Annotated in this window: 23 protein-coding genes and 2 pseudogenes; 12 read left to right on the top strand and 13 right to left on the bottom strand. The window is 69.1% G+C overall.

From position 1 onward, the window contains the following. Positions 1–12: 12 nt before the first annotated feature. Positions 13–537, top strand: a complete 525-nt coding sequence (locus A6A06_RS32970; RefSeq protein ID WP_073766485.1) for a CGNR zinc finger domain-containing protein — start codon at positions 13–15, stop codon at positions 535–537. Between the two features lie 18 nt (positions 538–555). On the opposite strand, the gene A6A06_RS42330 is transcribed toward A6A06_RS32970, so the two are convergent. After that, positions 556–705, bottom strand: a complete 150-nt coding sequence (locus tag A6A06_RS42330) for a hypothetical protein (RefSeq protein WP_199931330.1) — start codon at positions 703–705, stop codon at positions 556–558. 281 nt (positions 706–986) lie between these two features. On the opposite strand from A6A06_RS42330, the pseudogene A6A06_RS43255 reads away from it, so the two are divergent. Next, positions 987–1,282, top strand: a pseudogene (locus A6A06_RS43255) (helix-turn-helix domain-containing protein); the annotation flags it as partial. A 614-nt stretch (positions 1,283–1,896) separates the two neighbouring features. Here the strand turns inward: A6A06_RS43255 and A6A06_RS32980 are convergent. The 3 genes from A6A06_RS32980 to A6A06_RS32990 all read right to left on the bottom strand — a co-directional run bounded on the left by A6A06_RS32980 (position 1,897) and on the right by A6A06_RS32990 (position 5,169). Further along, the gene (locus A6A06_RS32980) at positions 1,897–2,568 is read right to left on the bottom strand and encodes an HAD family hydrolase (protein ID WP_073766487.1); all 672 of its coding nucleotides are present in this window, start codon (positions 2,566–2,568) and stop codon (positions 1,897–1,899) included. Further along, entirely contained in the window at positions 2,565–4,064 is a 1,500-nt protein-coding gene (locus tag A6A06_RS32985) for an MFS transporter (RefSeq protein ID WP_199931331.1), read from the bottom strand. The genes A6A06_RS32980 and A6A06_RS32985 overlap by 4 nt, the downstream gene beginning before the upstream one ends. A 202-nt stretch (positions 4,065–4,266) precedes the next feature. Then, positions 4,267–5,169, bottom strand: a complete 903-nt coding sequence (locus A6A06_RS32990; protein ID WP_242441074.1) for an alpha/beta fold hydrolase — start codon at positions 5,167–5,169, stop codon at positions 4,267–4,269. A 7-nt stretch (positions 5,170–5,176) separates the two neighbouring features. Between A6A06_RS32990 and A6A06_RS32995 the strand changes: the two genes are divergently transcribed. After that, positions 5,177–6,127 carry a GlxA family transcriptional regulator gene (locus A6A06_RS32995; RefSeq protein ID WP_073766489.1) on the top strand — a complete coding sequence of 317 codons (951 nt, stop codon included), beginning with the start codon at positions 5,177–5,179 and terminating at the stop codon, positions 6,125–6,127. Positions 6,128–6,280: 153 nt separating this feature from the next. On the opposite strand, the gene A6A06_RS33000 is transcribed toward A6A06_RS32995, so the two are convergent. Continuing rightward, positions 6,281–7,555, bottom strand: a complete 1,275-nt coding sequence (locus tag A6A06_RS33000; RefSeq protein ID WP_073767149.1) for an MFS transporter — start codon at positions 7,553–7,555, stop codon at positions 6,281–6,283. A gap of 100 nt (positions 7,556–7,655) precedes the next feature. On the opposite strand from A6A06_RS33000, the gene A6A06_RS33005 reads away from it, so the two are divergent. The 4 genes from A6A06_RS33005 to A6A06_RS33020 all read left to right on the top strand — a co-directional run bounded on the left by A6A06_RS33005 (position 7,656) and on the right by A6A06_RS33020 (position 10,534). Next, the gene (locus tag A6A06_RS33005) at positions 7,656–8,639 is read left to right on the top strand and encodes a DUF5937 family protein (protein WP_073766491.1); all 984 of its coding nucleotides are present in this window, start codon (positions 7,656–7,658) and stop codon (positions 8,637–8,639) included. 528 nt (positions 8,640–9,167) lie between these two features. Beyond that, positions 9,168–9,443 carry a hypothetical protein gene (locus A6A06_RS33010; RefSeq protein ID WP_242441075.1) on the top strand — a complete coding sequence of 92 codons (276 nt, stop codon included), beginning with the start codon at positions 9,168–9,170 and terminating at the stop codon, positions 9,441–9,443. Positions 9,444–9,753: 310 nt separating this feature from the next. After that, positions 9,754–10,197 (top strand): glycosyltransferase, encoded by a 444-nt coding sequence (locus A6A06_RS33015; RefSeq protein ID WP_073766493.1) that lies wholly within the window; start codon positions 9,754–9,756, stop codon positions 10,195–10,197. A gap of 64 nt (positions 10,198–10,261) precedes the next feature. Continuing rightward, positions 10,262–10,534: a hypothetical protein gene (locus tag A6A06_RS33020; protein ID WP_199931332.1), complete on the top strand. Its 273-nt coding sequence runs from the start codon at positions 10,262–10,264 to the stop codon at positions 10,532–10,534. 315 nt (positions 10,535–10,849) lie between these two features. Here the strand turns inward: A6A06_RS33020 and A6A06_RS42340 are convergent, their stop codons facing one another. Next, positions 10,850–11,917: a hypothetical protein gene (locus A6A06_RS42340; protein WP_199931333.1), complete on the bottom strand. Its 1,068-nt coding sequence runs from the start codon at positions 11,915–11,917 to the stop codon at positions 10,850–10,852. A gap of 856 nt (positions 11,918–12,773) precedes the next feature. Next, positions 12,774–13,421, bottom strand: coding sequence for a TetR/AcrR family transcriptional regulator (locus tag A6A06_RS33030; protein WP_073766497.1), 648 nt, complete (start codon positions 13,419–13,421; stop codon positions 12,774–12,776). A 150-nt stretch (positions 13,422–13,571) separates the two neighbouring features. On the opposite strand from A6A06_RS33030, the gene A6A06_RS33035 reads away from it, so the two are divergent. Both A6A06_RS33035 and A6A06_RS33040 read left to right on the top strand, forming a co-directional pair. Beyond that, a complete protein-coding gene (locus tag A6A06_RS33035; protein WP_073766499.1) occupies positions 13,572–14,330 on the top strand; it encodes an SDR family NAD(P)-dependent oxidoreductase in 759 nt (252 codons plus the stop codon). Between the two features lie 59 nt (positions 14,331–14,389). Then, positions 14,390–15,532, top strand: a complete 1,143-nt coding sequence (locus tag A6A06_RS33040; RefSeq protein ID WP_073766501.1) for a DUF317 domain-containing protein — start codon at positions 14,390–14,392, stop codon at positions 15,530–15,532. 33 nt (positions 15,533–15,565) lie between these two features. Here A6A06_RS33040 and A6A06_RS33045 read toward each other — a convergent pair whose 3' ends face one another. From A6A06_RS33045 to A6A06_RS33055, 3 genes are all read right to left on the bottom strand, one after another. Further along, positions 15,566–16,441, bottom strand: coding sequence for a hypothetical protein (locus A6A06_RS33045; RefSeq protein ID WP_079194526.1), 876 nt, complete (start codon positions 16,439–16,441; stop codon positions 15,566–15,568). A 104-nt stretch (positions 16,442–16,545) separates the two neighbouring features. Continuing rightward, on the bottom strand, positions 16,546–16,956 hold the full coding sequence (locus A6A06_RS33050; RefSeq protein WP_073766503.1) for a peptidase inhibitor family I36 protein: 411 nt from the start codon (positions 16,954–16,956) through the stop codon (positions 16,546–16,548). A gap of 476 nt (positions 16,957–17,432) precedes the next feature. Next, positions 17,433–18,413, bottom strand: a complete 981-nt coding sequence (locus A6A06_RS33055) for a helix-turn-helix domain-containing protein (protein ID WP_073766505.1) — start codon at positions 18,411–18,413, stop codon at positions 17,433–17,435. A gap of 617 nt (positions 18,414–19,030) precedes the next feature. Here A6A06_RS33055 and A6A06_RS33060 point away from each other — a divergent pair. Further along, positions 19,031–19,657, top strand: coding sequence for a hypothetical protein (locus A6A06_RS33060; protein ID WP_073766507.1), 627 nt, complete (start codon positions 19,031–19,033; stop codon positions 19,655–19,657). A 200-nt stretch (positions 19,658–19,857) separates the two neighbouring features. Here A6A06_RS33060 and A6A06_RS33065 read toward each other — a convergent pair whose 3' ends face one another. After that, positions 19,858–20,622 (bottom strand): ATP-dependent DNA ligase, encoded by a 765-nt coding sequence (locus A6A06_RS33065; RefSeq protein WP_199931334.1) that lies wholly within the window; start codon positions 20,620–20,622, stop codon positions 19,858–19,860. 351 nt (positions 20,623–20,973) lie between these two features. Between A6A06_RS33065 and A6A06_RS43835 the strand changes: the two are divergent. Further along, a pseudogene (locus A6A06_RS43835) lies at positions 20,974–21,111 on the top strand (ScbR family autoregulator-binding transcription factor); the annotation flags it as partial. A gap of 262 nt (positions 21,112–21,373) precedes the next feature. Continuing rightward, positions 21,374–21,610, top strand: coding sequence for a hypothetical protein (locus A6A06_RS43840; protein WP_443333817.1), 237 nt, complete (start codon positions 21,374–21,376; stop codon positions 21,608–21,610). A gap of 228 nt (positions 21,611–21,838) precedes the next feature. On the opposite strand, the gene A6A06_RS33075 is transcribed toward A6A06_RS43840, so the two are convergent. Both A6A06_RS33075 and A6A06_RS33080 read right to left on the bottom strand, forming a co-directional pair. Then, positions 21,839–23,038 (bottom strand): cytochrome P450, encoded by a 1,200-nt coding sequence (locus tag A6A06_RS33075; protein WP_073766509.1) that lies wholly within the window; start codon positions 23,036–23,038, stop codon positions 21,839–21,841. A 168-nt stretch (positions 23,039–23,206) separates the two neighbouring features. Continuing rightward, on the bottom strand, positions 23,207–23,425 hold the full coding sequence (locus A6A06_RS33080; RefSeq protein ID WP_073766511.1) for an MbtH family protein: 219 nt from the start codon (positions 23,423–23,425) through the stop codon (positions 23,207–23,209).

A 23,425-nucleotide genomic window follows, 5' to 3' on the forward strand; every position in this document is an offset into this window, starting at 1 on the left:
TGTAATGGACTTATGCTACTCAACCCTTACGGCGAGGATGCGGTGAACCTGGCCGCCAAGCTGGCCGATCGCCGGCCTGAGAGCGCGGATGAGCTGGCAGAGAGCTGCCGTGACGCCGGGCTCATGCTGGAGCGCCCGGTAACAGCGGATGATCTCGGCCGCGCCCATGCCGCACTCGACGCCTGGGAGAGGGTCGTCGACGCCGCCGGGGAGCAGGAGCGCGCCGATCTGCTGAACCGGATGCTGGCCGAGGCCGCCGCCTACCCGCGGCTGACCTCCCACCCCGGTGCCGACTGGCATCTGCACTACCGGGACGCGGAACAGCCGCTCGGCTCCGTACTGTTCACGCTGTTCGCGGTCGGTACCGCATTCCATCTGGCGGGACGGGGCATGCACCGGCTACGGCGCTGCGAAACGGCTGAATGTGACACGGCCTTCGCCGACACCTCGCGCACCGGACGACAGCGCTACTGCTCCCAGCGCTGCGCCAACCGCGACGCCGTCCGCAGACACCGGGCGCGAGCCGCGATCACCTGACCAGTTGGCGACCCGCGTCTACGGTCGATGCAGGGAGCGGATCGCCGGGCTCGCGGCGACGATGCCGACGCACGCCAGGATGGCGCTGCCGCAGACCAGGAACAGCGTCGTCGTGCCGTACGGGAGCAGGGCGCCGGCAATCACGTAGGAGAACGGGTCGAACGCCACCGTGGCTAGGGTGTTTCTGATGGATCTCCGTGGGGGACGGAGCGGCGTTCGGCGCGTGCTCTCGGCGTGCGGTGTGAAGGGTCATGTGGCGGAGCCACCTGTCCCTTTGCGCCGTGCGGCGAGTGGGGGTCCCCCCTGCTCGAAGAGCTTGGGGGAGTGCCGGGCGTCGCGATGCCGCGGAGATCCGTCAGAAGCGCCCTAGTGCTGTGACCGGGAAGGTTTGCCGGTTTGTCCGTGGTGCCAATCGGAGGTGAGGACGCCGATTGGTGTGGGAGGCGGATATGGCTTTACCGGTCAGGGTTCGCGGGCTGAGCAAGCAGGAAGGGCAGAAGCTGCAGCAGACCGTTCGGCGGGGCAGCACGAACTCGGTACGGTTTCCCGGGCGATGAAGCTGCCGGCCTCGGCCGGCGGCAGCACGGTCCCGGTCATCGCCCGGCTGGTCCAGGCGGACGAAAACACCGTCCGTGATGTGATCCACCGCTTCAACGAGACCGGGCTCGCATGTCTCACCCCTCGCCGGGCTGGAGGCCGCCCCCGCCTGCCGATCCGTGACCAGGAGGATTTCGCCGTCCAGACCAGAGCCCTGCACACCTACCTGCGCCGGCGCAACCAGCACACCCGTCACCCCGACGTCCTCACCGCCCAACGACGCGAACGCGCCCGCATCCGCATCCGCAGTGAGAAAGGCATCCCCTGGGGCCGGCCAACCAGCAAACCACCACCCACCGTGGCCTGACCCACCACCCCGGCAAACCTTCCCGGTCACAGCACTAGCAGGTCGGCGGACTCGGAGACGCTCAACGCCGCACCTCCGCTGGTGCGCCGGATAGGTGCTATGCGTGGGCTGGGGTGTCTGTCCAAGGCCGCATGCCGCCCTTGTGGTCGAGGGTGATGCCGTAGCGCTCGATGCCGGGCCGGCCGTGCTGCCGCCCCGCCAGGGAGCGCTTTCGATGCCGTCGTAGACCGCCCTGAGAGCGGCCTCGGGGATCATCGGTACGGCGGGCCCGCGGCGAAAAGGATCATGACTCGGCGGGACCCCCGAAACCGAGGCGGTGCACTCGACGTGCCATGTGCCGGGCCGTCGCCCTCCGACTGCGCGCAGCGCTACGGGGATGGAGAAGCACCTGGATCCGGGCGTGCCCAATACCCCGATGCGCTGCGAGTGCCGTCCGCCGCTGCCCGCCCCTGCCCTCACCGGATGACAGGCCAGGTCACGCCGGTGAGGTCGGGGACGACGAGGTTCGCGTCGGCGAGCGTCTCGGCGGGCTGGGTGATCGTGACGGCCACGCAGAACGCCCCGGCCTTTCGCGCCGCGGTGATGCCGGCCGGGGCGTCCTCGAAGACCACCGCGTTTTCGGGGCGGGCGCCGAGGAGGGTGCAGGCGCGCAGGTAGCCCTCGGGGTCGGGCTTGCCCCGCTCGACGTCATCGGCGGTGACCAGCGCGTCGAGGTGGTCCAGTACGCCCAGTGCCGCCAGTTCCCCGCGTGCGTACTCCCTGGTGCCGGAGGTGACCACGGCGGTCGGTACGCCCGCGTCGCGCAGCCGGGTGATCAGGGCGACGGCGCCCGGAACGGGGCTGGCGTGCGGCATGTCGGGACGGGTGGAGTAGGCCAGCGCCTCGGTGTAGAGCTCCTGCGCCGTGTGGCCGGGGAAGGCGGCCAGATGTGCGCCTATGGCCTCCTTGCCGGGGCGCCCGGCGAAGGCGTCGAGGGCGTGCGGCTCGACCGGTACCCCGTGCGCCGCGAACAGCATGGCCCAGGCGGCGCGGCTTCTCGGCTCGGTGTCCACGAGGGTGCCGTCCAGGTCGAACAGCGCGACCTCTTTCACCGTCGTCGTGGCTGTCGGGTGCGTCTCTGTCGTCATGTCGTCTCTCCCATGGTTGCTGTTCGTACGTCATTTCCGTCGGCGGCCGTGGCCGTCGCGCGCGAGGCGGCCACGGTGGCGCAGAGCGCCAGCGCGGTGAAGCCCGCCACCAGCCATCCGAGGGCGTGTACCGCCGCGGCGGGACCGCCGGTCGCCAGCGCGAGGTACCAACTGCCCAGCGCGGCCACCCCCAGCGCCCCGCTGAGCTGTCCGACGGTGCTGATCACCCCGGACAGGTCGGCGGCGTGCCGGGCGGGAACCGCGGAGGTCAGGTGCGCGATCAGCGCGTTGTTGCCGAGCCCGAGTCCCAGCCCGCCCGGCGCCAGCAGCGCGAAGAGCAGCGGTCCGGCGCGCTGCCCGGTGGCGAGATAGGCCCACACCCCGGCGTAACCGGCCGCGAGCAGCAGGCAGCCGACGACCGGCACGGCGCGCCGCAGGTGCTCCGGTACGCGCGGCAGCACCGGTCCGGCGAGCCCGAACGCGGCCACCCAGGTCAGCATGGCCATGCCGGAGTACTCAGGACTCTTGCCCAGGCCCTGCTGGAGGTAGAGCGCGAGGACGAAGAGCAGTGCGAAGTACGTCGAGACGGTCAGCCCGAAAGCCACCAGGCCCCAGCGGACCGCACGGGTCGCCAGCACGGCGGGCGCGACCAGCGGACGGCCGCCCCGTTCGGCCAGCTGCCGCTGATGCCGGGCGAATCCGGCGAGGACCGGCCCCCCTGCTCCCAGACAGGACCACGCCCACCACGGCCATCCCGAATCGCCGCCGAGCACCAGCGGAACGATCACCAGCAGGACGCCGGCCGACAGCAGTGCCGCGCCGCGCAGGTCCAGTTCGCCCTGCCGGTGCTCGTCCGCTGCCCGCGCGTCCCGGGGCATCCACCGCAGGGCGGCCAGGACGAGTAGCAGCCCGAGCGGCACGTTGATCAGGAAGATCGGACGCCAGCCGCTGCCCCACAGGTCGGCCGAGATCAGCACACCGCCGAGGAGCTGTCCCGCCACGGCGCCACCGGAGAGGGCGAGCGCGTAGTAGCCCAGCGCGCGGGCGCGCTGGCGGGGGCCGGTGAAGTGCGTCTGGATGCCGCTGAGTACCTGGGGCACCATCAGGGCGGCTCCCGCGCCCTGGACGACCCGGGCGACGACGAGCGCCGTGGGCGCCGTCGCCACCCCGCAAGCGAGGGAGGCGGCGGTGAAGAGGCCGAGCCCCCACAGGAAGATCCGGCGCTGTCCGTGCAGGGCGCCCAGCCGGGCGCCGGGGATCAGCAGGACGGCGAACGCGATCACGTAGCCGGAGACGACGAGCGCGACCTGCGCGTCGCTCGCCCCGAGCCGTTCGTGGATGGAGGGTGCGGCCGTATTGACGATCGCGACGTCGACGTTGGCCATGAACTGGCCGCAGAGCAGCACCCCCAGCAGGGCCCAGCGCCCAGCGGAGACGCGTACCTCCGGACGGCGCGTCGCAGCAGCCCGCCCTCCCTGAAGGATGATCTTCGGCATGTTTTCCACCGTGCCGGGTGCGGGGGAGCAAGACCGGCGGTATTCAGACGTCGCATTGGCGGGCGGGGCCGGCAGCAGCTTGATGCCGGGTGGCCATTTCGGCTTCTTCGAAGTCGTCAGCACAACCAGTGCTGGGACAACTGGGTCCAGGCCCCCGCCTGTTGTCCGTGTCTGGCGTACTTCGGCTCCGGCTGCCCTCCCCCTAAGCCAGGAAGAAGTCACCAAGCGCGTGGGCGATCCGGCCGGGTGCGTTTTCCATGGGGATGTGGTGCGCTTCCGGGATTCGGATGAGTGTGGTGTGCGGGATTTCCGAGACCAACCTCTCGGCGTATACCACCTTCTGGAAGCTGTCGTCCTCGCCCCAGATCAGCAATTTGGGCGCCTGCGACCGCTGCAGCGCGGGAACCAGGCTGAGGGTGTAGCGGCTGTCGGCTGCGCCCGCCAGGGACATCCAGGAGCGGCGGACCCGCGGATCGGTCAACGGATCCAGATAGTCCGCGATCCGCCGCCCGGTGGTGGCACCGGCCAGCGCCGTTTCCACAGCCTGACGGCGGGCGGCGAGAAAATCTTCGGCGGTGGTTGTCGCGGCGATCTCCGGGTCCCGGTACCGGGCCACGCCGGGCACCGGCCAGGAATCGTAGGTGACCGAGTTGACCAGGGCCAGCCGCGGCACCTCCAGCCGGTCGTGGACGAGAAGATGCTGGGCGATGGCGCCGCCGATGTCGTGGCCCGCCACGGCGATCGGCCCGGAGAGCTTCAGCGCGGACGCGAACCGCGCCACCCAGTCCGCAAGGGCGGGGACCGCGGCCGTCTCCAGGGTGAGCTCGCCTCCCGAACGCCCCAGCCCGGGGAGGTCGACCGCAAGGGGCCGCAGTCCCGCCCCCGCAAGGCCGTCCAGTACCGGGAGCCAGGCCCGGCTCCAGTACGTGCCGTGCAGCAGCAGCACCGGCGGGCCGTCCTGCTCCACGGTCAGGTAGCTGGCCTCCTCGCCATCGACCTGGACGGTGGTCCTCAATACTCGCGTTTCGCAGATATTGCTCATGAGGCCATCGTCGTTCCGGGGTGGCCTCATGGCGCGAGTCTGGAAAGACATCATCAGGTACATTCTCGCCATGTCCTTTCATCGAGTGGTGGCTCTGCTCGCCCCGCCTCAGTCGCCCTTCGAACTCGGCTGTGCCGCCGAAGTCTTCGGTGCCGACTCGCAGGATGTGCCGTCCCGCTACCGCTTCCGGGTCTGCGCCGAGCAGCCCGGCCGTCTGTCGACCACCGCAGGCTTCGCGATGTTCGTCGAGGAGGGGCTGACGGCCTTGCAGGACGCGGATACCGTCGTCATTCCCGGCTGGCGCCGGCACGGCATGGCAGTGCCGGCGACCGTCATCGAGGCGCTGCGGGCTGCTCACCGGCGCGGGACGAGGATCGTCGCGATCTGTACGGGCGCTTTCGTCCTCGCTCAGGCCGGGCTGCTCGACGGCCGACGCGCCACCACCCACTGGCGCGACGCCTCCCGACTTGCCGCCGCTTTCCCCGAGGTCCAGGTGGACGCGGACGTGCTCTTCGTGGACCACGGCGACGTGGCGACCAGCGCCGGATCCGGCGCCGGAATCGATCTGTGCCTGCACCTGGTGCGGTCCGATCACGGCGCGGCCTACGCCGCTCAGATCGCCCGGAACATGGTCCTGCCGCCGCACCGGGAGGGCGGCCAGCACCAGTACGCCGCCCAGCCCGCCCCGGTGAAGGCGGACGAGTCCCTGGCACCGCTGCTGGAGTGGGCCACCTCCCGCCTCGGCACTCCACTGACCCTCGACCGGCTCGCCGAACACGCCGGGCTGTCCGGCCGGACCCTTGCCCGGCGCTTCACCGAACAGCTCGGCACCAGCCCGGGACAGTGGCTGCTCCGCCAACGCCTCGACGCTGCGCGGATACTGCTGGAGCAGACCGACCTGCCGGTCGAGGCTGTCGCCGTCCGCGTCGGGCTCACCTCGGCAGTCAATCTGCGCCGCCGTTTCCGAACGTATCTGGGCACCACGCCCGGCGCCTACCGGCGCGCCTTCAGCCAAACCTGATGCCCGAGCAGCCCAGGGCAGAGGCCGCGGTGGTGGAACCGGTGGAACGGACGCTGGCCAGTCCGGCTCGGTGCCGCACAGCTGCTGCACCCGCAAGGCAGGGCAGGGCGCGGCACGGTAAGGGGCGCGTCCAGCTCGCCGGACCAGCGGCGATCAGCGCGCTCGCAAGTCTGCTTGTCCTCGGGGCCGGCAACCGCCGAGCCGCGCCCCTTTGAGCCGTGTTCCTCCGACCTCCTCGGTGGCTATGGCGGAGGCGGACAGGAGCGTCGCGGCCGTGAGGCTGCCCCAGAGGGCGACGGGGCCGAGTGGTGCGAGAGCGGTGATGACGGCCGGGGAGACGGCGAGGCCGAGGCCCGTGGAGAGCTGGAAGCGGGCGAGGGCTCGTCCCAGGGCGCGGGCCGGGGCGAGTGTGGTGACCAGCGCGGTGGCGCTGCCGGCGTAGATGATCTCGCCGATCGTGCAGACCACGGACACCGCGGCGACGGCCGGGGCAGCCCAGCCGTGCCCCAGTGAGGCGGCAGCGAGGAAGCCGAGGTAGGACGTGGCCAGCACCACGCCGGAGAGCGCCAGCACGGTCCGCCTGGTGAAGCGGGACATCAGGACGGTGACCGGCACCTGCAGGGTGACGACCAGCACCGTGTTGGCCACGAAGACGGCCGCCGGCCACACCGGGGATGCGTGCAACTGTGTCACCAGGACCAAAGGGAGCGCGATCTCGGGGACGTTGAAGCAGAAGGCGTAGACCACGTTGGCGGCCAGCAGCCCGAGCATCCGGGGCGCGCTCTCCCCGTCTTCGTCTCCGTCCTTGGCCGGGGCGGCTCCCGCCGGATGTGCGTGTACGTGGACCGACCATGCCAGGGCAGCCGCGGCAAGGTAGGCGAGCGCGGTGACCGCTGCCAGCGCCCGCAGCGCGGTGGTGCCGCCTGCCAGACATACGGTGGCCAGGAGGGCTCCGACGCCCAGGGCGGCGTTGCGCAGGGCGTGGGCCGCTGCCAGGGCGGTATCGCGTTCCCGGCCGCGGGCAACTGTGACTACGAGCGCGGCGTGGGCGGCCGGCCATGCCTGGTTGCCGACGCCGAGCAGGAGTGCCGCCGTCGCGAAGAGCCAGATGTGCCCCGCCGGAGCGGCCAGCAGCAGCGCCACGCCCAGCACCCGCACCAGCATCGACGCCGCCACGACCGTGCTGCGCGCGCCGCGGTCCAGCCATCGGCCGACCGCGGGCATACACACCAGGCCGACAGCCATGCCGGCGGCCATGGCAGTGCCGGTGGCCGGCGCGGACAGACTCAGTACCGTCACGCCGTAGAGCAGCAGAAAGGGCCGCAGCAGGCCGGTGCCCAGTGCGTCCACGGCCAGGGCGACAGCGTAGCGGGGGCCTCCTGAGGCGCGGACGAGGGTGCGGGGCCGGATTCGAGTGAGAGGAGCCATGGCGCACACGCTGCGGTCGGCCGCCGGGGCAAGCACGTCGGTTGATGCACATCGTCAATCGACGCCGCCGCCAGGTGGTCCGGGCGGTGATGATGGGGGGATGACGCTGAGGATCGACATCAGCGGTCTGCCGTCCGAACGAGTGCGGTTCGCCGCCTCCCCGCTGGCCGAGCGGCTCGGTCAGGCGGAGTTCCTCTGGCGTGCCTCACAGGCCGACTTCCTGATCCCCGCGCGGCCCCGGCCGACCCTCGCCGAGGAACTGGACGACGTGGACCGGATCGACGACGAGAGGTATGTGACCGCCGCGCTCGTCACCACGTGCGGCAGCAACCGGGCCCAGGTCCCCGGAGCGTCGCCGCTCACCGACACGACCGCGCGCGAGCAGGCCCTGGAGGTGGCCCAGGCCCGCGGCGCACGGCAGGAAGCCTTCGCCCGACGGCTGCTCGCGGACCCGGCCGCGGTGCGGGTGTGGGTGCGCCGCACCCTCGAAGAATGCGCCGAGCCCTTCTTCGACGATGCCTGGACGGGCATCGCGGTGCAGCTCGCCACCGATCTGCGCCTTAAGAACGAACTGCTCAGGCGCCACGGCATCGGGGCAGCACTCGCCTCGGTCTCCGGCGCCGTGACCCTGGCACCGGACGGCGACTGCATCATCGTGGACAAGGTGCAGGACAAGGCCACCGCCGCCCGCGACGCCGGGGTCACCTTCATCCCCAGTGTCTTCGGCCGCCCCCACCTGGTGGCGGTCCACACCCCCGAGTGGCATCCGGTACTGCAGTACCCGGTCGCCGAGCCGGGCCCGGCGGAGCCGGTCTCCCTGGAGACGGTCACCCTCCGGCTGGAGGCGCTCGCGCATCCGGTACGACTGCGGCTGCTGCGCACCCTGGCCCGCGGCTCGCACACCACCGGCGAGCTGGCCCACGTCTGGGACCTGTCGACCCCGGAGGTCTCCCGCCACCTCGCCGTGCTGCGCCGCGCGGGCCTGCTCACGGCCCGGCGGCAGGGACGTTACATCCGGTACACCCTCAATCTGCCCGACCTGGCAGAGCTGGGCACCGACCTGCTGGCAGTCGTACTGCGCTGAGCAGCTCCCGTCCCTCGAACGCGGGCAGCCATCGTCTTTGCGGACATCCGATGGCAGACCGCCGGACAGTTCCAGCGTGACCGCAGGCCGACAGCACCCGCGTCAGACCACCGATGAAGGAGAAAACCGAGCCGGGTGCTGGACGTGGAGTTACGGCGAGGTGGTCCACCCCGATTCGGACCGGCGCCGAGAAGCAGCCCCGTCCGGCCTGTCGGAGGCGGACACAGGTCTCCGCCCGGCATTCTCGGCGTGTACGAGGTCGGCACCTCGCCTTCATCAGGGTTGGTGGGCCCGATGGGACGATCGGTTGTGGCGGGTAGGCCGGGTGTGGGGGCTGGGAGGGCTGCCCCGGCCGGTGCCACCGCGCCCGAGGGACCGGAATGCCGTCACTACCATGCCCACTGTGAATCTTCAGGAGTTGTTGATAGCACAGACGAGTTTTCGCGATGTCCCGGCGGTAGTGGTGGGTTCGTCGGTGGCGGGTGCACGCACGACGGCGACCCGGGGGACGATCGAGGTGACGGCGCCATGTCGGCCCACGCAGCATCGCAATTCGCGGAGTCCGCAGAGGCCGCCCTCGGCCTGCCGCGCTCCTCCAACCCATCCGGCCAGCACTACTTGAAGAACCGCATGGTCATCGACCACGCCACGGCCCGCTCCTGCCTACACCGCACATCGGAATCCCTGCGCGACGCGGTCAAGGAACTCAACGGTCACCTCGACTTCCACCGCTTGTTCCCCGCACCCTCCCTCCGGGAGAACCCTGTGCCACCACCGCCCGGGCCGAGCGGTCGCCACCGCTGAACCCGAGCCAGCCCCCTTCGCGGAGTCCCCTGAACCGCCCCTCACGGCGTCAACTGGCCGATAGTGGCTCACCGGCGCCCCTGGCCCCGGCCGGCACGCCCCTTCCCGCGCGGGGCCCCCACGGCACCGCGTACAACCCCCGCACCTTCCAGAACCGGCGGAGTGAACGACCGCCTTCTGCCGTCAGGGCGCCACCGTTGCCCCGCCTCGGCAGGAACCGGGCATTGGGCGGCCCAGGGCATCCGAAGCTCCCGGCCGTGTCGCTCATGCCGCTACGCCCCGTACCGCTCTGCCCGCCCCAAGGAAGCCCTTGCCTCCTCACCAGTACGACTTCGAACCGTACGACAACGCCGTACGCAATAACCAGATCAGCGCTGACGAGCTGCACCGCTGGGCCGAGCGGAGCGCTCGGGAGTTCACCGACCGCCTCGCTGTGGCGGACGCCGGCAACGGGCCGAAGGCGGACCCCGATCTCATACCGTGCGTGATCACCAAGGACCGCCGGGTCACTGTAGTCGCCCGACCCCGGCCCAGCCCGGCCCCTGCCCGCAACACGGCGCTGAACTACGTGCGAGCTCCGCGCGTTACGTTTATCAACGATGATGATCGGATTCCGCCGCAGAGTTTGGCCGTTCGCAACGAGCGCGCCATCGACACCGAGTCCCGGCTGGATCGCAGGGCTCTCGGCCGACTGGTATCCCGAGTCCGGGAGGCTGTCGACGTGGGTGTGCCCGACGCCGGTGGGTCGGCATGAGGCCGGTGATGTGTGGACCTACTGTCCAGATCCCCAGGCGAGTAAGCCGCCGTTGGGCCACTGCATGCTGCTGACCGACACGCGGCTCGCTCAGGCGGTCGGACATGGCGGTCTCAACACGGGCGAGGACTACAGCTTCCTGATTGGCGTATGTGCACGCTCGGCCGGCGAACTGCTTTCCGACGTTGTCTATCACCGAAGGGTGCATTCCGGGCAGTGGACGGCTGAGGACACGTACCGTGACCAGGTCGAGTTTGACGCGCGGATGCATTCGTGGCTCAAGGGGCGGGCGGAGCGTGAGTTGCGGTCTGAGTCGCCGTGGTCGCGTGCGGCATGAGTGACGGAAGTAGCTAAGGCGGACCGGGGCGGGACCATCGGGACCTGATGGCCTCCCGCCCCGGAGTAGGTGTGACCGCAAACCGCGGCTCCGGCCACCTCACCTCCGAGGAGATCGAGCGGCGCAAGCGGCCGCACCGTGCACGCCCCGTGTCCAGCGCGGTGTCCCGTCGTCTTTCCTGCCGCGCAGGTTCGGGGCCGGAATTGGCTGCTTCGTGATCTTCCCGGGCCGAGGCGGGGTCGTCACCCGACAGAGTCAAGATCATGTGGCTGAAGCGCGTCACCTCAACCACATGATCCGAACCCCGAACAGCTCCTAGCAGGAGGTGCCGTTTCGGATACTGAAGGCTCCGGTCACGGTTGAGTCGTTGCCTTCACCGGCGCGTCCGCACGGCCTGCCCACGCCTCCGTTCCCTCCGGTCAGGGTGTTGCCGCCAGCGGCATAAATCCCGGTGACGCGGATGCTTCGGTTTGTGCCGTCCCCGCCGTCGCCTCCGTCTGAGCCGTTCGCGCCTGCGTTCCCGCCGTTGCCTCCGGTGGATTGCACGTTTGCGAACACAGTGATGGAGGCGTCGTTTCCGTCCCCGCCACGGCCTCCCTCGCCCGCTGAGGCAGGATCTGCGTATCCCCCGTTGCCGCCGAAGAGGCGAAGGAGGTTGCCTTCTCCGGCCCGGAACCTGATCGTCCTGTTGTTGCCGTCGCCTCCCCGGCCGCCGTCTGCGTCGTTGGTCGTGGGGTTGAAGACCGCCCTCCCGGGGCCGCCGGCTCCTCCATATGCGGTGATCGTTCCAGCAGCGGTGACGGTCCCGTCGTTGCCGTAGCCCCCGGCCCCACCGTCGATCCCGTCGTTTCTGCCGCCTTCCGCTCCGTTGCCTCCTCGTACCGTGATGTCGTCCCTTCCACCTCCTCCCTCGATCGTTGCGTTGTTTCCGTCTCCGCCCGACTTCGTGATGGCGTATGCCCCATCGCCGCCCCGCGCGGTGACGCTGTCGTCACCCTCGCCTGCGTTGATGAGACCGTTATTGCCGTCTCCCCCGCAGGCCGCGCTCACCAGGATGCGATCGTTCCCAGGGCCACCGTTGATGCTCCCTGCGTTCGCATCGCCGCAACTCTGCGGCCGGGCGGTGATCTCGTCATTCCCGCCCAGCCCGTTGACCGTCACTCCGGCGGGGATACGTCCGCAACTGATGACGTCGCTGCCTGCTGTTCCGGAGACCACGGTGGCGTTCATCGGGACGCCGTTGACCGTGCAGGCCGCTACGGCCGCATCTGCCGGTGAAGCGGGTGCGACCAGTACCGCGCCACAAGCGCCCATGACGGTGGCTGCGGCACCGATGTGCCGCAGCCAGCCCTTCCGGCTCGCCGTAACGTAGATCATTCCCATTGAGTGCAGCCTCTCCGCTTTCCTGATTTCACCCTCAGGCAAGTCAATACCCGTTGCGGATTAATCGGATTCTTCCTGGAGGGCAAGAGGAACGGCCGCGATACAAGTACGACTATCGGAAGTATTATTGGAGATTCAGAATGCAGGCGCTCCGGTGCACGATAATCTTCTGCAAGCGGTCGTCGGCAAGCTCCCCTCCGTTATGGTTTTTGCGGTCCTGCGAGGTCCTCTGGTCTCTGGGCCCGACATGGCTGTTGTCCTCTGTCGAAGGCGTGACCTGGAGAATGGTGTCACCGGGGCGGGTAGGTGCCGTCGGAGACGCTGATGAGGTGTCCGACCGCCACCCAGTTCGGCGCAATGCCGGACAGCTCGCGGAGGGCAGGTCTGCATCGGCCGACGCGGATGCGTTCCATGACCGGGATGAGCTGTGGGCATCGCCCCGCTCAGCACCTGCGTCTGGTGGGTGTTCGAGCGCCAGGCCAGCAGCAGGCGGTCGGCGCGCCCGGCCCCGGTCCGGCCAACCACCGAGGGCCAGGAGCCGGCCGCGGTCTGCGGGCCGTACAGGACATCGCGGTGGTTCCACGGTGTGCCGTCGGGAGAGGGGCACAGGCGGATCGTGCGGTCGCGGCCTGCGTCGGTGAAGGTCAGTCACACGCTGCTGGTGGGGGGCACTGGGGCGGGAGGAGGTCATGGGCCAGTCGTTCGTCTTTCCCTCCCGGCCCCGGCGGCGGCACGGCCGCCGGCGGGTCGCCGTGGATGGCGCTTCCCTGCCACCCTTGCACTGACCGGTAGCCTCCCGCGGCGTTCCGGGGGACCAGGGCGGGCGCCGCTCGCACCCGCAGCGGCGCCGGAGTCCTCAGGATTGCCGCGGGTCGCCGGTGCTGCGGCCGTAGCGGGCGAGCATCGTCGTGACCGCCTCGTCGACGGCGTGGCCGACGTCGGCAGGTGCGGGGCTCCAGTCGGCGAGCAGCATCCGCGGCCACAGGACGTAGTTGGCGATCATGCCGAGGAACTGGTTGGTGGCGCTCTCCGCGTCGGGTACCACCGCAGTGCCCGCGGCGTGCTGGGCCTCCAGGTAGTGCTGGACGGAGATGAAGTAGGGCAGCTTGCCCAGCTCGAACTGAGCCCGTCCCAGTTCCGGGAAGCGCGGCAGTTCGGCGATGACGATACGGAAGAGGGCCGCCATCGCGGGCCGGCCGATCAGGTCGGCGTACTGGCGGCCGATCGAGCTCAGGCCGGCGCGCAGGTCACCGGGCTGCGTCGCGAGTGCCGCCGGGTCCGGCCCGCCCTTCCAGTACTCGGTGACGATGGCCTCGAAGAGCGCCGCCTTGGTGGGGAACTGCTTGAACAGCGTGGACTTCGAGACGACCGCTTCCTGCGCGATCTTCGCCAGCGAGGTCCCGTCATAGCCCCGCTCCAGGAACAGCTTCGTGGCCGCGGCGGTGATCGCCTCGCGCTTGCGCTGAGCGAGTTGTTGATGGTGCGCGGAGAGTCCTGCGGTCATGGGCCCAGTATGCCCCATCGCGAGGCGAGTCACTTGACTCGCCACTGTGCGGGTGTTTACGTGGACAGGGATGCGAGTCGCTCGACTCGCATGCGGTCGGCGGCAGTAACTCCCGGCCGGCGTCGTTCCGTTCCTGAAGGAGAAGCACTCATGGAGTCAGGCAAGATCGCATTGGTGACCGGCGGCAATCGCGGGCTGGGCCGGGCAACGGCCCGGGCGTTGGCCCGGCACGGGCTGCGCGTCATCGTCACCTACCGCGGCGACGCACAGGAGGCCGAGGAGACGGTCAGGATCGTTCAGGAAACCGGCGCCACGGCTGCCGCACTGCGGCTGGACATCAGCGACGTGACCTCGTTTCCCGCCTTCGTCTCCCACTTGGCCGCGCAACTGGAGCGCTGGGACGCGACCCGGCTGGACGTCCTGGTCAACAATGCCGGGATCGGGCTGTTCGGACCGCTGGAAGCGGTCACGGTCGACGACTACGACACGGTGATGGACACCAACGTACGCGGCACGTTCTTCCTCATCCAGGCGCTTGCGCCCGTGCTGGCCGACGGGGGGCGGATCATCAACGTCTCCTCCTCTCTCAGCCGCCACACCAGTGCCGGCACCTCGGTGTACTCGGCCTCCAAGGTGGCGGTCGAGGTCCTCAGCCGGACCTTGGCCGTGGAGCTGGGAGCGCGCAAGATCCGCGTCAACGCCATCGCGCCGGGGCCGACCGCCACCGACTTCAACGGCGGCGCCATGCGGGACGACGCGCACATGCGCGAGGGCCTGGGCGCGCAGACCGCGCTCGGCCGCGTCGGTGAACCGCAGGAGATCGGCGACGCCATCGCCGCGCTCGCCTCCGATGACCTGCGCTGGGTCACCGCCCAGCGGCTCGAAGTGTCCGGCGGCGCCATGCTGTAGGAACCCCCGCCCACACCGTGTGCACCGCCCCTCACCTGGCAGAACCGGGAGATGTATCAGTGGGCCGTGCAGATCTGAGCGGGACCGTCGTGTTCCCGGGCTCGCAGGACATGAAGGAACCCGCCGCGTTCTGGGACGAGCCGCGCCGCACGGTGTGCCTCACCGGCTCCCCGCCCGCCACCGCCGGAGCTCTGCTGAGCGTGCACGGCTTCCGCCCCACCGGCGAGCACAGCCTGGTCCTGGCCCGCATCGACCACGAGGAACCCCACTACGCCCAGCAGGCCGCCCTTGCCCTGCGCGCGGCGGGCATCACCGTCGACATCACCCCTGCTCTTCAAGAAGGCATCGACACCGAGTGGACCTGGGCCAGCTACCCCCTGCACTGGCTGAACCGCGACGAGATCCGCGAGGTCTTGGACCTGGCCCAAACGATCCACGACGACCTCGTTGCCGGACAGCTGACCATCCACCTGCACGCCCATGACGGCTGGACCACGGTCGCCGTCGGCACCTACCGCGACGGCCACAGCGTCCACCTGCACGGCGAAGACCACCTGCGGCAAATCGCCCTTGACTTCACCAGCCCGGCCGAAGCCATCACCGACTTCGAGCGCCACTACGGCGCCGCGGTCCGTCCCGGCCCGACTCCCGCCACCGACGCCGAACAGGCCGCCGCTCACATCCTGGCCGCACCCAGCACCACCCCCGCGGGCCCAGCGGAAGCCGAGACACCGCAGCCGAAGACCGAGCCCGCCCCGGTGCACGCCGCCGGCTCTGGCGCCCACGAAGCGATGCTGACCGATTTCCTGGAGTCGCACGGGGACTGGGAAAAGTACCGTACCTGGAGCGACGAGACGACCCTCGCCAGCCACGAATCCCTCACCCTGCGCGCCGAGTTCGTCCACGAGGCCGACCCCGACGACACGGCCTGGACGATCGCCGGTTACGACTCCCCGGCCGGCGACCGCCTCTGGTACGCCACCGCCACCGCCCGCACCCCCACCGCGACCATCCGCACCTTCCTCGACGCGACGCCGTCGCCGCCGAGGAGACTCGGGCTACCGGGCCCGAAGTCCCTGTACAAGCCGTCTCCCCGGCGGCTGACGCCCATCCGTCTTCACGCGGAACAACAGATCAGCGGCCAGGCCCGGGCCGATGCCGGGCATTGCTCCGGCCGCCCGGGCACGCAGGACGGACAGTGATTCACTGGCAGCCATTGGCCAGGCCGCCGACCCCTACTTCCCACTGAGGACCGCGCGGGCGCTTGCCAGCCAGCGTGCGGATCCCGTCTTCAACGCTTCCAGAGCTGCGGCGTGTCGGTCGAGTGCGGCTCGTTGCATACGCGCTTCCGCAGCAGCCCAGGTGGAGACGAGGCGGGTCTCCTGCTTGCAGCGTACGTCCGCGTCGGCCACCTTGATCTCGCGGGCGGTGACGCGTGGGAACTTGTTCCAGCCGGGGGCGTCGGAGGCCTGCGCGGGGGTGGCGTAGTGCAATCCCGCGCGTGCCATGCAGGCGCTCCACGCCCGGACGGCCCGGATGACGCCGGCGTCACGTTGTGACCTGTCGAAGAGGCGCAGGTTGAGGTCGTTGAACAGGGATTCGGCGGATTCCGGTATGCGCTGTTCCAGGCGGTCGTGTGACTCCTTCCAGCAGCCGCCCACACCGTCGGTGCCGTAAGCGGCTCGCCGTTCCCGGGGGGCGAGCGCTGCGTCTCGCGCCTTCTCGTCGGCCTCGTGCTGCGCCGATGCCGGAGGGTCGGGCGGCGGGTGGTATCCGTAGCGGTGGGCGACCTCGGGTTCGATGACCCCGTAGCGGCGGCGGTTCGGTGGATCCGCGTCCTCGCCGGAGGCACGGGGCAGCGTCTTCCACGTCATGCCCCGGGCGCGCATACAGTCGCCCATGAGCACGTCCTCGGCGGAGGAGATGGTGAGCAGGTCGGCGTCTGACTGGGCGTAGGAGTCGAAAGGCAGGATCAGGTTCCTGGCTTCCGCGCCGACGGCGGGGCCCGCCGTCGGTCGGGGAGCGGCGGGCCGCGCCTGTGCTCCCGCGCAGCCGGTGGCCGCGAGAAGGAGCAGCAGGGCGACGGCCCTCGGGCGGACGGAGACGGTCACGGCGGCCTCTTCTCGGGTACGGTCACGGCGGCCTCTTCTCGTGGGAAAGCGGTACGGGGTGGTGCCGACGGCTCGGTCGGCACCACCCCGCGCTCCTCGCTCGGTTACTTGACGCTGCTCGCGGCGTCGTTGCCCACACTGGTGGACCGCAGGTTGAAGAGCTGGTGGTCCGGGAGGATCTTCGTGCTCGGCCCGTGGTAACCGGCGTTCTTGTACAGCCTCCACGCCTTGGAGGAACGGTTCTTCACCGAGCTGACGCGGTCGTTGAGGCTCTTTCCGTTGTCGAAGTAGTTGTTCTTGAAGTTCGCGTCCTTGCTCGTGATCTTCTTCTTTCCGCCCTTGTAGTGGCTGTTCTGGTACAGCCACAGAGCCCCCCCGGCCAGATCGCCGGAGTCGGAGTGGGCGGTCTGAGAAGCCGGGGCGGCGGGAGTGGCCCCGGCCGCCGGAGAGAAGCCGATCAGGCTGGCGCCGGCTATCGAGGCGACGCCCATGGAAAGTGCGATCTTGCGCTTCATGTGATCCATCCTTGTCATCATGCTGGTTGCTGGTTGCTGGTTGCTGTCGAGTTTCCTGCGCTGTCACCGAGGCGCCGGACGCAGACTCCGGACCACCACCGCTCGTGGAAAGCGACGGTTCCGGCTGTGCCTTTGCGAATTCAGTGGCCGCAGAGTTGCTCGGCTGTCTGTTCCCGTACGGGATTCGACTCGTCCTGTGGCCCTAGGCGCGGGCCGGGACGGCACCGAAGAGCACCGAGGCCGTCACGTAGGACAGCGCAGCACATGAGATACGTGAGGCGCACATGTACCCTCCCTGAGATCGGCTCCCGTTGCGCACTGTTGAGCGTGCGTCCTGCGTTCCCGTTCGCTTCCGGCGGCGCCGGATACTCTCCGCGCCCGGAATTCCACCCCGTATCAGGTGGATGTCTCACAGGATGCAGGGGCTGTCTCTGTGAAGTCCTTAGCAAGGAGTGCGCAGCGCTTAGCGGTGCGTCTCAGTTCGGGAAACCGAGTGCTGCGCGCCGGTAGTCACTGGGTGGCATTCCGTAGCGGGTACGGAAGGCGCGGGTGAAGTCGGCGGCGCGAGTGTAACCCCAGCGGGTGGCTATCTGATGGATGGTGTGGTGGCGCAGGGCGGGATCGGCGATCTCGCGGCGGGATCGTTCCAGGCGTTGGTGGCGGATCCAGGCGGCCACGGTGGTGTTCTCTTCCCGGAAGAGGCGGTGCAGGTGGCTGAGGGAGATGTGGTGCGCGGCGGCGACCGCGCGGGGGGTGAGCTGAGGATCGGCCAGGTTCCGCTGGATGAAGGAGCGGATGCGCAGGACCAGCGACCGGCGGCGGGTTTCCGGGGTGAGGGCGGCCTCGGCGCGGAGTTCGTGGGCGAACAGCGCGGAGAGCAGGTCCAGCATGATGGTCCCCAGCTGGGGGCCCGCGGAGGGCTGGAAGGAGGTGGTGTCCGTCGTGATGCGGGTGAGGAACTGCGTCAGCAGGGCACCGAACCCCTCCTGGCCCGGTATCCGGCGCCCGAGCAGCTCGTTGGTCCCTTTCCCGGCCACGGCCAGCATCTTCTTGGGGACTTCGACGCCCACCCCTTTCACCGGGCCCCGGTCGTTGACCGCGTGGCAGTCGTAGGTCCGCGAGGAGTCGACTACGTACAAGTCGCCGGGGCCGTGTGCGGTCTGCTTCCCGGATTGGTCGATGCCCAGGTTCCCCTGCACGACGAAGGTCATGTGGAACAACTCGGGATCGGACTGCCGGATCAGTTTGGAGGTCCGCTGAAAGCGCATCGATGGCAAGGTCGTCGGCCAGACGTCCACGGGCCCGAGTTTCAGCAGACGCATGGATGCGATGAAGTCGTCCGCGTGGTCGCTGCTCATTTCCAGCGGCGCGACCGTCTGGTTCATCAGCTCGCGCCAGAAATCGAACCGGTCCACGGCCGGCACGTCCTGGCTGCGGAACTGCTTCTCGCCTAGCATGTGTTGATCCGTAACAACTGACGCATACTCATCAATCCCCCGTGTGGTTCGAGCGTGACGTGCATGGCAGATTGTCAACTTGCGGGGCGTCGGTGTGACAGGGGCATTTCCGCCGTAGCCGCAGAGGAGTCGGCCGACCGCCGTCGGTCACCACGGTGTCGATTATCCGGACCCACGACCCACCCTCACGATCAACGCTGCGCCGCCTGACTCCGGGCCCTCAAGAGCATCGATCCGCTGATCCGACCCACCTCCACCACTCGCGAACAGACCCGATGCGGCTACTGGTCTCCTGGGCCGGCCGGGTTTCTCTTCCAACTCGGGGCGAGGGCCTGGCTCGACATCGCAGCCATGGGCCTCGGAGGCCGAGGTGTTCGGGAGGTGGCCCGTATCCGCCTCCGCGCCGTCGACTGGAACCTGGTCGCATCGCCTGTCGTCAGGCGCGATCGGGACCGATGCCACGGTGAGCGTCTCGCCGACCGGTACGCGTGCGTGCCCGGCGGCGCAGACCGGCACACAGGTGAGCCAGCCGTATGCGCTCCGCTCTTCGTCTGTGACGTCGACGGGTCGGGCAAGGGCAAGGGCACTACGAGACGGCCTGGGCCGAGCTGGCGGCGGTGCTCGGGCAGTCGGCACCGTACTGCTTCAAAGCCCTCCAGGTCGGCAAGGTCGGCGAAGAAGGCGGCGAGGCCATGCACCAGCTGCACGGCCTCAAAGGGCTCACCACCGGCGACTGCCCGGAGCACGACTCCCCCACCGGCGACCGCCTCTGGTACGCCACCGCCACCGCCCGCTCCCCCGCCGCGATCATCCGCACCTTCCTCGACGCCGTCGCCGCCGAGGAGACTCGGGCTACCGGGCCCGAGGTCCCTGTACAAGCCGTCTCCGCGGCGGCCTCCGCGTTACTGGAAGCGGGTTGGCGGCAAGCAGACTGCGCCTGGGGGCTCCAGTGGTCGGCGCCCGACGCCGACGCCATCGGCTTGTGGTACGACGCTCGCGCAGTCGGGGCCGACAGCTGGCCGGCCTGGACTGCCTGGGGCGGCTCCAGCATCGACCAGCCCACCTGGTCCTTCTGCATCTCCCTTCACGCCCCCGCCGCCGCCCTGCAAGACCTCGGCCACGAACTCGCCCGGCAGGCAGCCCGTCGGCCGTCCCCCGCAGCGTCGCCTCGACCAGCCCGCCAAGCCACATCGGCACATGCACTACCGCCCCAGTCCGCACCCCGCTCCGCCCGCGCACACTGACCGGCCCACGAGCCGGACCAAGGGCTGGGTATGAGCACCCGGGCTCCGGCCACCGCCAGGCCGCGGCTACTTATCCGGCGGAAGGCTGATTCGCTGCGCCGAACGGCGGCACATCCATCGGTTGCAACTCCGCCCGGATACGCAGCACCCGCACTGGGTGTCGCCATCGGCCCGCGTCAACGGCCGTGTCCCCGCTCACCTCAGCCAACCTGTGCGGCCAGGTCCTGACTGAGGCGATGTGTCAACGGGGTGCTGCGACCCACGAAACGCATCTGCCGGCGCTCGTCGAGCCGGGCGAGCAGCACGCTGTCCGGACGGGCCAAAGTTCCGGTGACAGCAGCGATGATGGCTTCCGTCGTATGCCGGGTGCGGACCTTTCGCCACCCTCTGGCACCCGTTTTGTAAGGTCGCCGCAAGTTCTTGGCCACAATGCCTTCGATTCCGACGGCGGCCCACTCCTGCATCCAACGCTGGGTCTCCTCCCGGTCGACGACCATGGGACAAAGAGCCCACGGTGGCGCAAGGCCCCATTCCTCGAAGAGGCTTTCGAGCCGATTTCTACGTTGCTCGTAGGCAAGCTCAGCCAGGTCTTCACCGGCACGGCACAGAAGATCGAAGGCTACGTAGTGGGCCGGGCTTTGTACGATTTCGTGCCCTACCGTTACCGCCTTACGGTTCAGCAGACGTTGCAGCCGACCAAAATCAAGTCGACCGTCATGCCAGATGACGAGTTCGCCGTCAAAGAGAACTTCCTCGGGAAGGTCGTGTTCCGCAACCGCAGCGATGTCACCGAACGCCGCAGTCAGCGAAGTCCCCCGACACGAATGCAGGTACACCAACCCGCCGGCCGTCCGGCTCAGTAGGCAGCAGAAGCCGTCCCACTTGGCCTCGAATCCGTAAGCACCGATCGCCGGCAGCTCGGCGACAGGCTCGGCCAGCATCGGAGCGACATCGGGCATCGGCATACCCGGACACCTATCACCAGCCCAAGGGAAACAGTGCGGCTCCATGCCGAGTCGACCTCAACTTCACCCGCTCTTCCAGCAGGTCAGGACGCTCCGCACCAAACAGGAACCCGCGCCGTGGAGAGCAGCCGTACCATCACCGCATATGTGCTCTAGACGCCGTCAGGCACGCCTGGGCACTTTCCTTGGGAGAACGACGTTCGCTTACCCTTGACTCACTACCCGGGAGTTGCACCGAATCGACACACTGGTCCCATTTGGACACCCCTAGGCGACGCTGTGATATGCGCCTCAATTTCCGCAAGCCTACGCTGGACCGCAATACGCACGCCTTCCGTACTATGCCCAGGGATGACGAAAGAGACAGTGCAGCCAGTGCAGGAGCGAGCAGTCAAGACGTGCGAGAGGATCCTTCGGTCGGCTTCCGAAGTGTTCGACGAATACGGCTACAGCGGCGCGAGCATCAGCAAGATCATGACCCGGGCCGAAGTCACCCCTGGTGCGCTGTACTTCCATTTTCCCGCGAAGGAATCCCTGGCCCATGCGGTCATGAACGAGCAAGGTGACGGGCTGGAGCTGCCGCCCGGCGAGGACGGCCTGCAACGCCTGGTCGACTTCACCCTCTACCTCGCGGGCGAACTGCAGGCCAACTCGCAGCTCCGCGCCGGAGTGCGGCTAGCCGTCGACGGGAGGAATCGGCGCCCCGGACGACACCCCGTACCAATATTGGGTCGACCACTTCGCCGCGCAACTGCTCGCCGCCAGGGAAAAGGGCGAACTGCTGCCGGATGTGGACATACGCGAACTGGCCTGGATGCTGGTCAGCTCCTATTCCGGTACGCAGCTTCTCTCCCAGATCGCCGCCGGCCGCGCCGACCTGCACACTCGCCTGGTCGCACTGTGGCGCTACCTGCTGCCCGGCATCGCTGATCCCGGCGCAGCATCGCGCGTGACCTTCAGCAGGCAGTGGGACTGCCCAGCGGCGTAAAGGCACCACGCCGGCAAGCTACCGTCAGCACCCTGGACGCTACGGCCGCAGACCGTGCGCCTGGAGTCGATTGAACACGTCAGAGGCCCGACCACCGTCCGGTCCGACGCAATGCCGGGGAGTTCGCGGACGGCAGGCCGGCAACCAACTGACCGCGGTGCCGTCCTCGGCGCCGGCGCATCCTCACCTCACCTCTTCAGCCGCACCCGCAACTTGACAGCGCCGCCGCTAGGGTCGCCCCGCCCGGAGCGGCAATGCCCTGAGGCCGGTCATGTCCGGCGACGGCAGGAAGACCGGTGGATCGTCCGGGAGTGTGCGCAGCTCGGGAAACCGGTCCAGCAGGATGTTCAGCGCGATCCGGCCTTCCAGCCGGGCCAGCGTTGCGCCCAGGCAGAAGTGGATACCGCGGCCGAGCGCGAGGTGCGGATTGGGGTGCCGGGCCGGGTCGAACACTTCGGGGTCGGCGAACTGGCGCTGGTCCCTGTTCGCCGCCGCGGCCCACACCGCGAGCATGCGGTTCGCGGGAATCCGCTGTCCGGCGATCTCCACCTCGGTGGTGGTGACCCGGTAGATCAGTGCGGTCGGGGTCAAGAACCGGAGCGATTCCTCGATCGCGGTCGGCACCATCGAACGGTCGGCGCGCACCCGAGCCGCCTGGTCCGGGTAGCGGTCCAGGCACAGCATCGTGTTGCCGAGCATCATGGTGATGGTGTGGTATCCGGCGATCAGCAGGATGCTCGCGAAGTTCATCACCTGGATGTCGGTGAGCCGTTCGCCGTCGACCTTGGCCTCGACGATCTTGGTCAGCAGGTCCTGCCGCGGCTTCCGCCTGCGTTCGGCGGCGTGTTCGTGGATGTAGTCGTTCAGAACTCGGTTCTGTTCCATCTGGGCCTGGAGGTTGCGTTCCTGCTCCTCCCTGCGGCTGATCAGCGAGAACTGGTGCATGGTCTCGAAGAGCTTGTCCACCCACTCCTTGAACATCGCGCGGTCACTGCTCGGTACGCCCAGCAGCTCGGCGATGACGGTCACCGGCAGCGGATACGCGAGATCGGCAATCAACTCGATGCGGTCCTGGCCCGCCACCGCATCGAGCAGCTCGTGAGTGAGCCTGTCGATCCGCGGCGCGAGGTCGGCGACGGACTTCGGGGTGAACGCGTGGCTGACGATTTTGCGTAGTTTGCCGTGCAGCGGCGGATCCGTCTGCACCATGTTGCCCTCGATGACCGACTCATCGATCTCGACGGGAAACAGCCGTGCGGTATCGGACGAGAAGGTCTTCGGATCGCTGAGGACTTCGAGCGCCTCTGGATAACCGTAGACCTGCCACGTGCCCAGTCGCTCGTCGTAATGTACCGGCTGTTCCGGTCGGTGTCCGCGCAGCCAGACATGTTGCGGATGGATGCCCCACTGGTCAGCAAGGATGGACATCGGACTTCCCCTTCCGTGCGGATGATGCGGTGACGCCACTACGGCGCCGATGATGTGGAGGTGGTCCTCGGCGCGACGGACGGCTGTACAGCGGCAGGCGGCGGTGTCGCTGCCGTGGGCGATGCCGGGGGCGGCGACTGCCTCCCGCCCGGCCGCCCGGGGTCCCGCTCAGTGCGGTGGGTTGTCCATGGCGTCGATCAGGCTCTTGGGGCGCAGATCGGTCCAGTGCTCGTCGATGTAGTGCAGGCATGCTGGGCGGGTGTCGGCGGGATGGGCGACGGTCCACCCGGCGGGCACTTCGATGAAGGCCGGCCACAGGGAGTGCTGGCCTTCGTCGTTGACCAGGACGAGGTAGGTGCCGTCTTCGTCTTCGAAGGGGTTGGTCAT

Origin of the sequence: Streptomyces sp. CB02923 (assembly GCF_001905005.1) — a bacterium.
In the GTDB taxonomy this organism is placed as follows: Bacteria; Actinomycetota; Actinomycetes; order Streptomycetales; family Streptomycetaceae; genus Streptomyces.

What these genes read in the sequence shown, in the direction of transcription:
- A6A06_RS32970 (WP_073766485.1), top strand. Translation starts at nt 13, where the DNA reads ATGCTACTCAACCCTTACGGCGAGGATGCGGTGAACCTGGCCGCCAAG.
- A6A06_RS32980 (WP_073766487.1), bottom strand. Translation starts at nt 2,568, where the DNA reads ATGACGACAGAGACGCACCCGACAGCCACGACGACGGTGAAAGAGGTC.
- A6A06_RS32985 (WP_199931331.1), bottom strand. Translation starts at nt 4,064, where the DNA reads ATGCCGAAGATCATCCTTCAGGGAGGGCGGGCTGCTGCGACGCGCCGT.
- A6A06_RS32990 (WP_242441074.1), bottom strand. Translation starts at nt 5,169, where the DNA reads ATGTACCTGATGATGTCTTTCCAGACTCGCGCCATGAGGCCACCCCGG.
- A6A06_RS32995 (WP_073766489.1), top strand. Translation starts at nt 5,177, where the DNA reads ATGTCCTTTCATCGAGTGGTGGCTCTGCTCGCCCCGCCTCAGTCGCCC.
- A6A06_RS33000 (WP_073767149.1), bottom strand. Translation starts at nt 7,555, where the DNA reads ATGGCTCCTCTCACTCGAATCCGGCCCCGCACCCTCGTCCGCGCCTCA.
- A6A06_RS33005 (WP_073766491.1), top strand. Translation starts at nt 7,656, where the DNA reads ATGACGCTGAGGATCGACATCAGCGGTCTGCCGTCCGAACGAGTGCGG.
- A6A06_RS33010 (WP_242441075.1), top strand. Translation starts at nt 9,168, where the DNA reads ATGTCGGCCCACGCAGCATCGCAATTCGCGGAGTCCGCAGAGGCCGCC.
- A6A06_RS33020 (WP_199931332.1), top strand. Translation starts at nt 10,262, where the DNA reads ATGCTGCTGACCGACACGCGGCTCGCTCAGGCGGTCGGACATGGCGGT.
- A6A06_RS42340 (WP_199931333.1), bottom strand. Translation starts at nt 11,917, where the DNA reads ATGGGAATGATCTACGTTACGGCGAGCCGGAAGGGCTGGCTGCGGCAC.
- A6A06_RS33030 (WP_073766497.1), bottom strand. Translation starts at nt 13,421, where the DNA reads ATGACCGCAGGACTCTCCGCGCACCATCAACAACTCGCTCAGCGCAAG.
- A6A06_RS33035 (WP_073766499.1), top strand. Translation starts at nt 13,572, where the DNA reads ATGGAGTCAGGCAAGATCGCATTGGTGACCGGCGGCAATCGCGGGCTG.
- A6A06_RS33050 (WP_073766503.1), bottom strand. Translation starts at nt 16,956, where the DNA reads ATGAAGCGCAAGATCGCACTTTCCATGGGCGTCGCCTCGATAGCCGGC.
- A6A06_RS33055 (WP_073766505.1), bottom strand. Translation starts at nt 18,413, where the DNA reads ATGCTAGGCGAGAAGCAGTTCCGCAGCCAGGACGTGCCGGCCGTGGAC.
- A6A06_RS33065 (WP_199931334.1), bottom strand. Translation starts at nt 20,622, where the DNA reads ATGCCGATGCCCGATGTCGCTCCGATGCTGGCCGAGCCTGTCGCCGAG.
- A6A06_RS33075 (WP_073766509.1), bottom strand. Translation starts at nt 23,038, where the DNA reads ATGTCCATCCTTGCTGACCAGTGGGGCATCCATCCGCAACATGTCTGG.
- A6A06_RS33080 (WP_073766511.1), bottom strand. Translation starts at nt 23,425, where the DNA reads ATGACCAACCCCTTCGAAGACGAAGACGGCACCTACCTCGTCCTGGTC.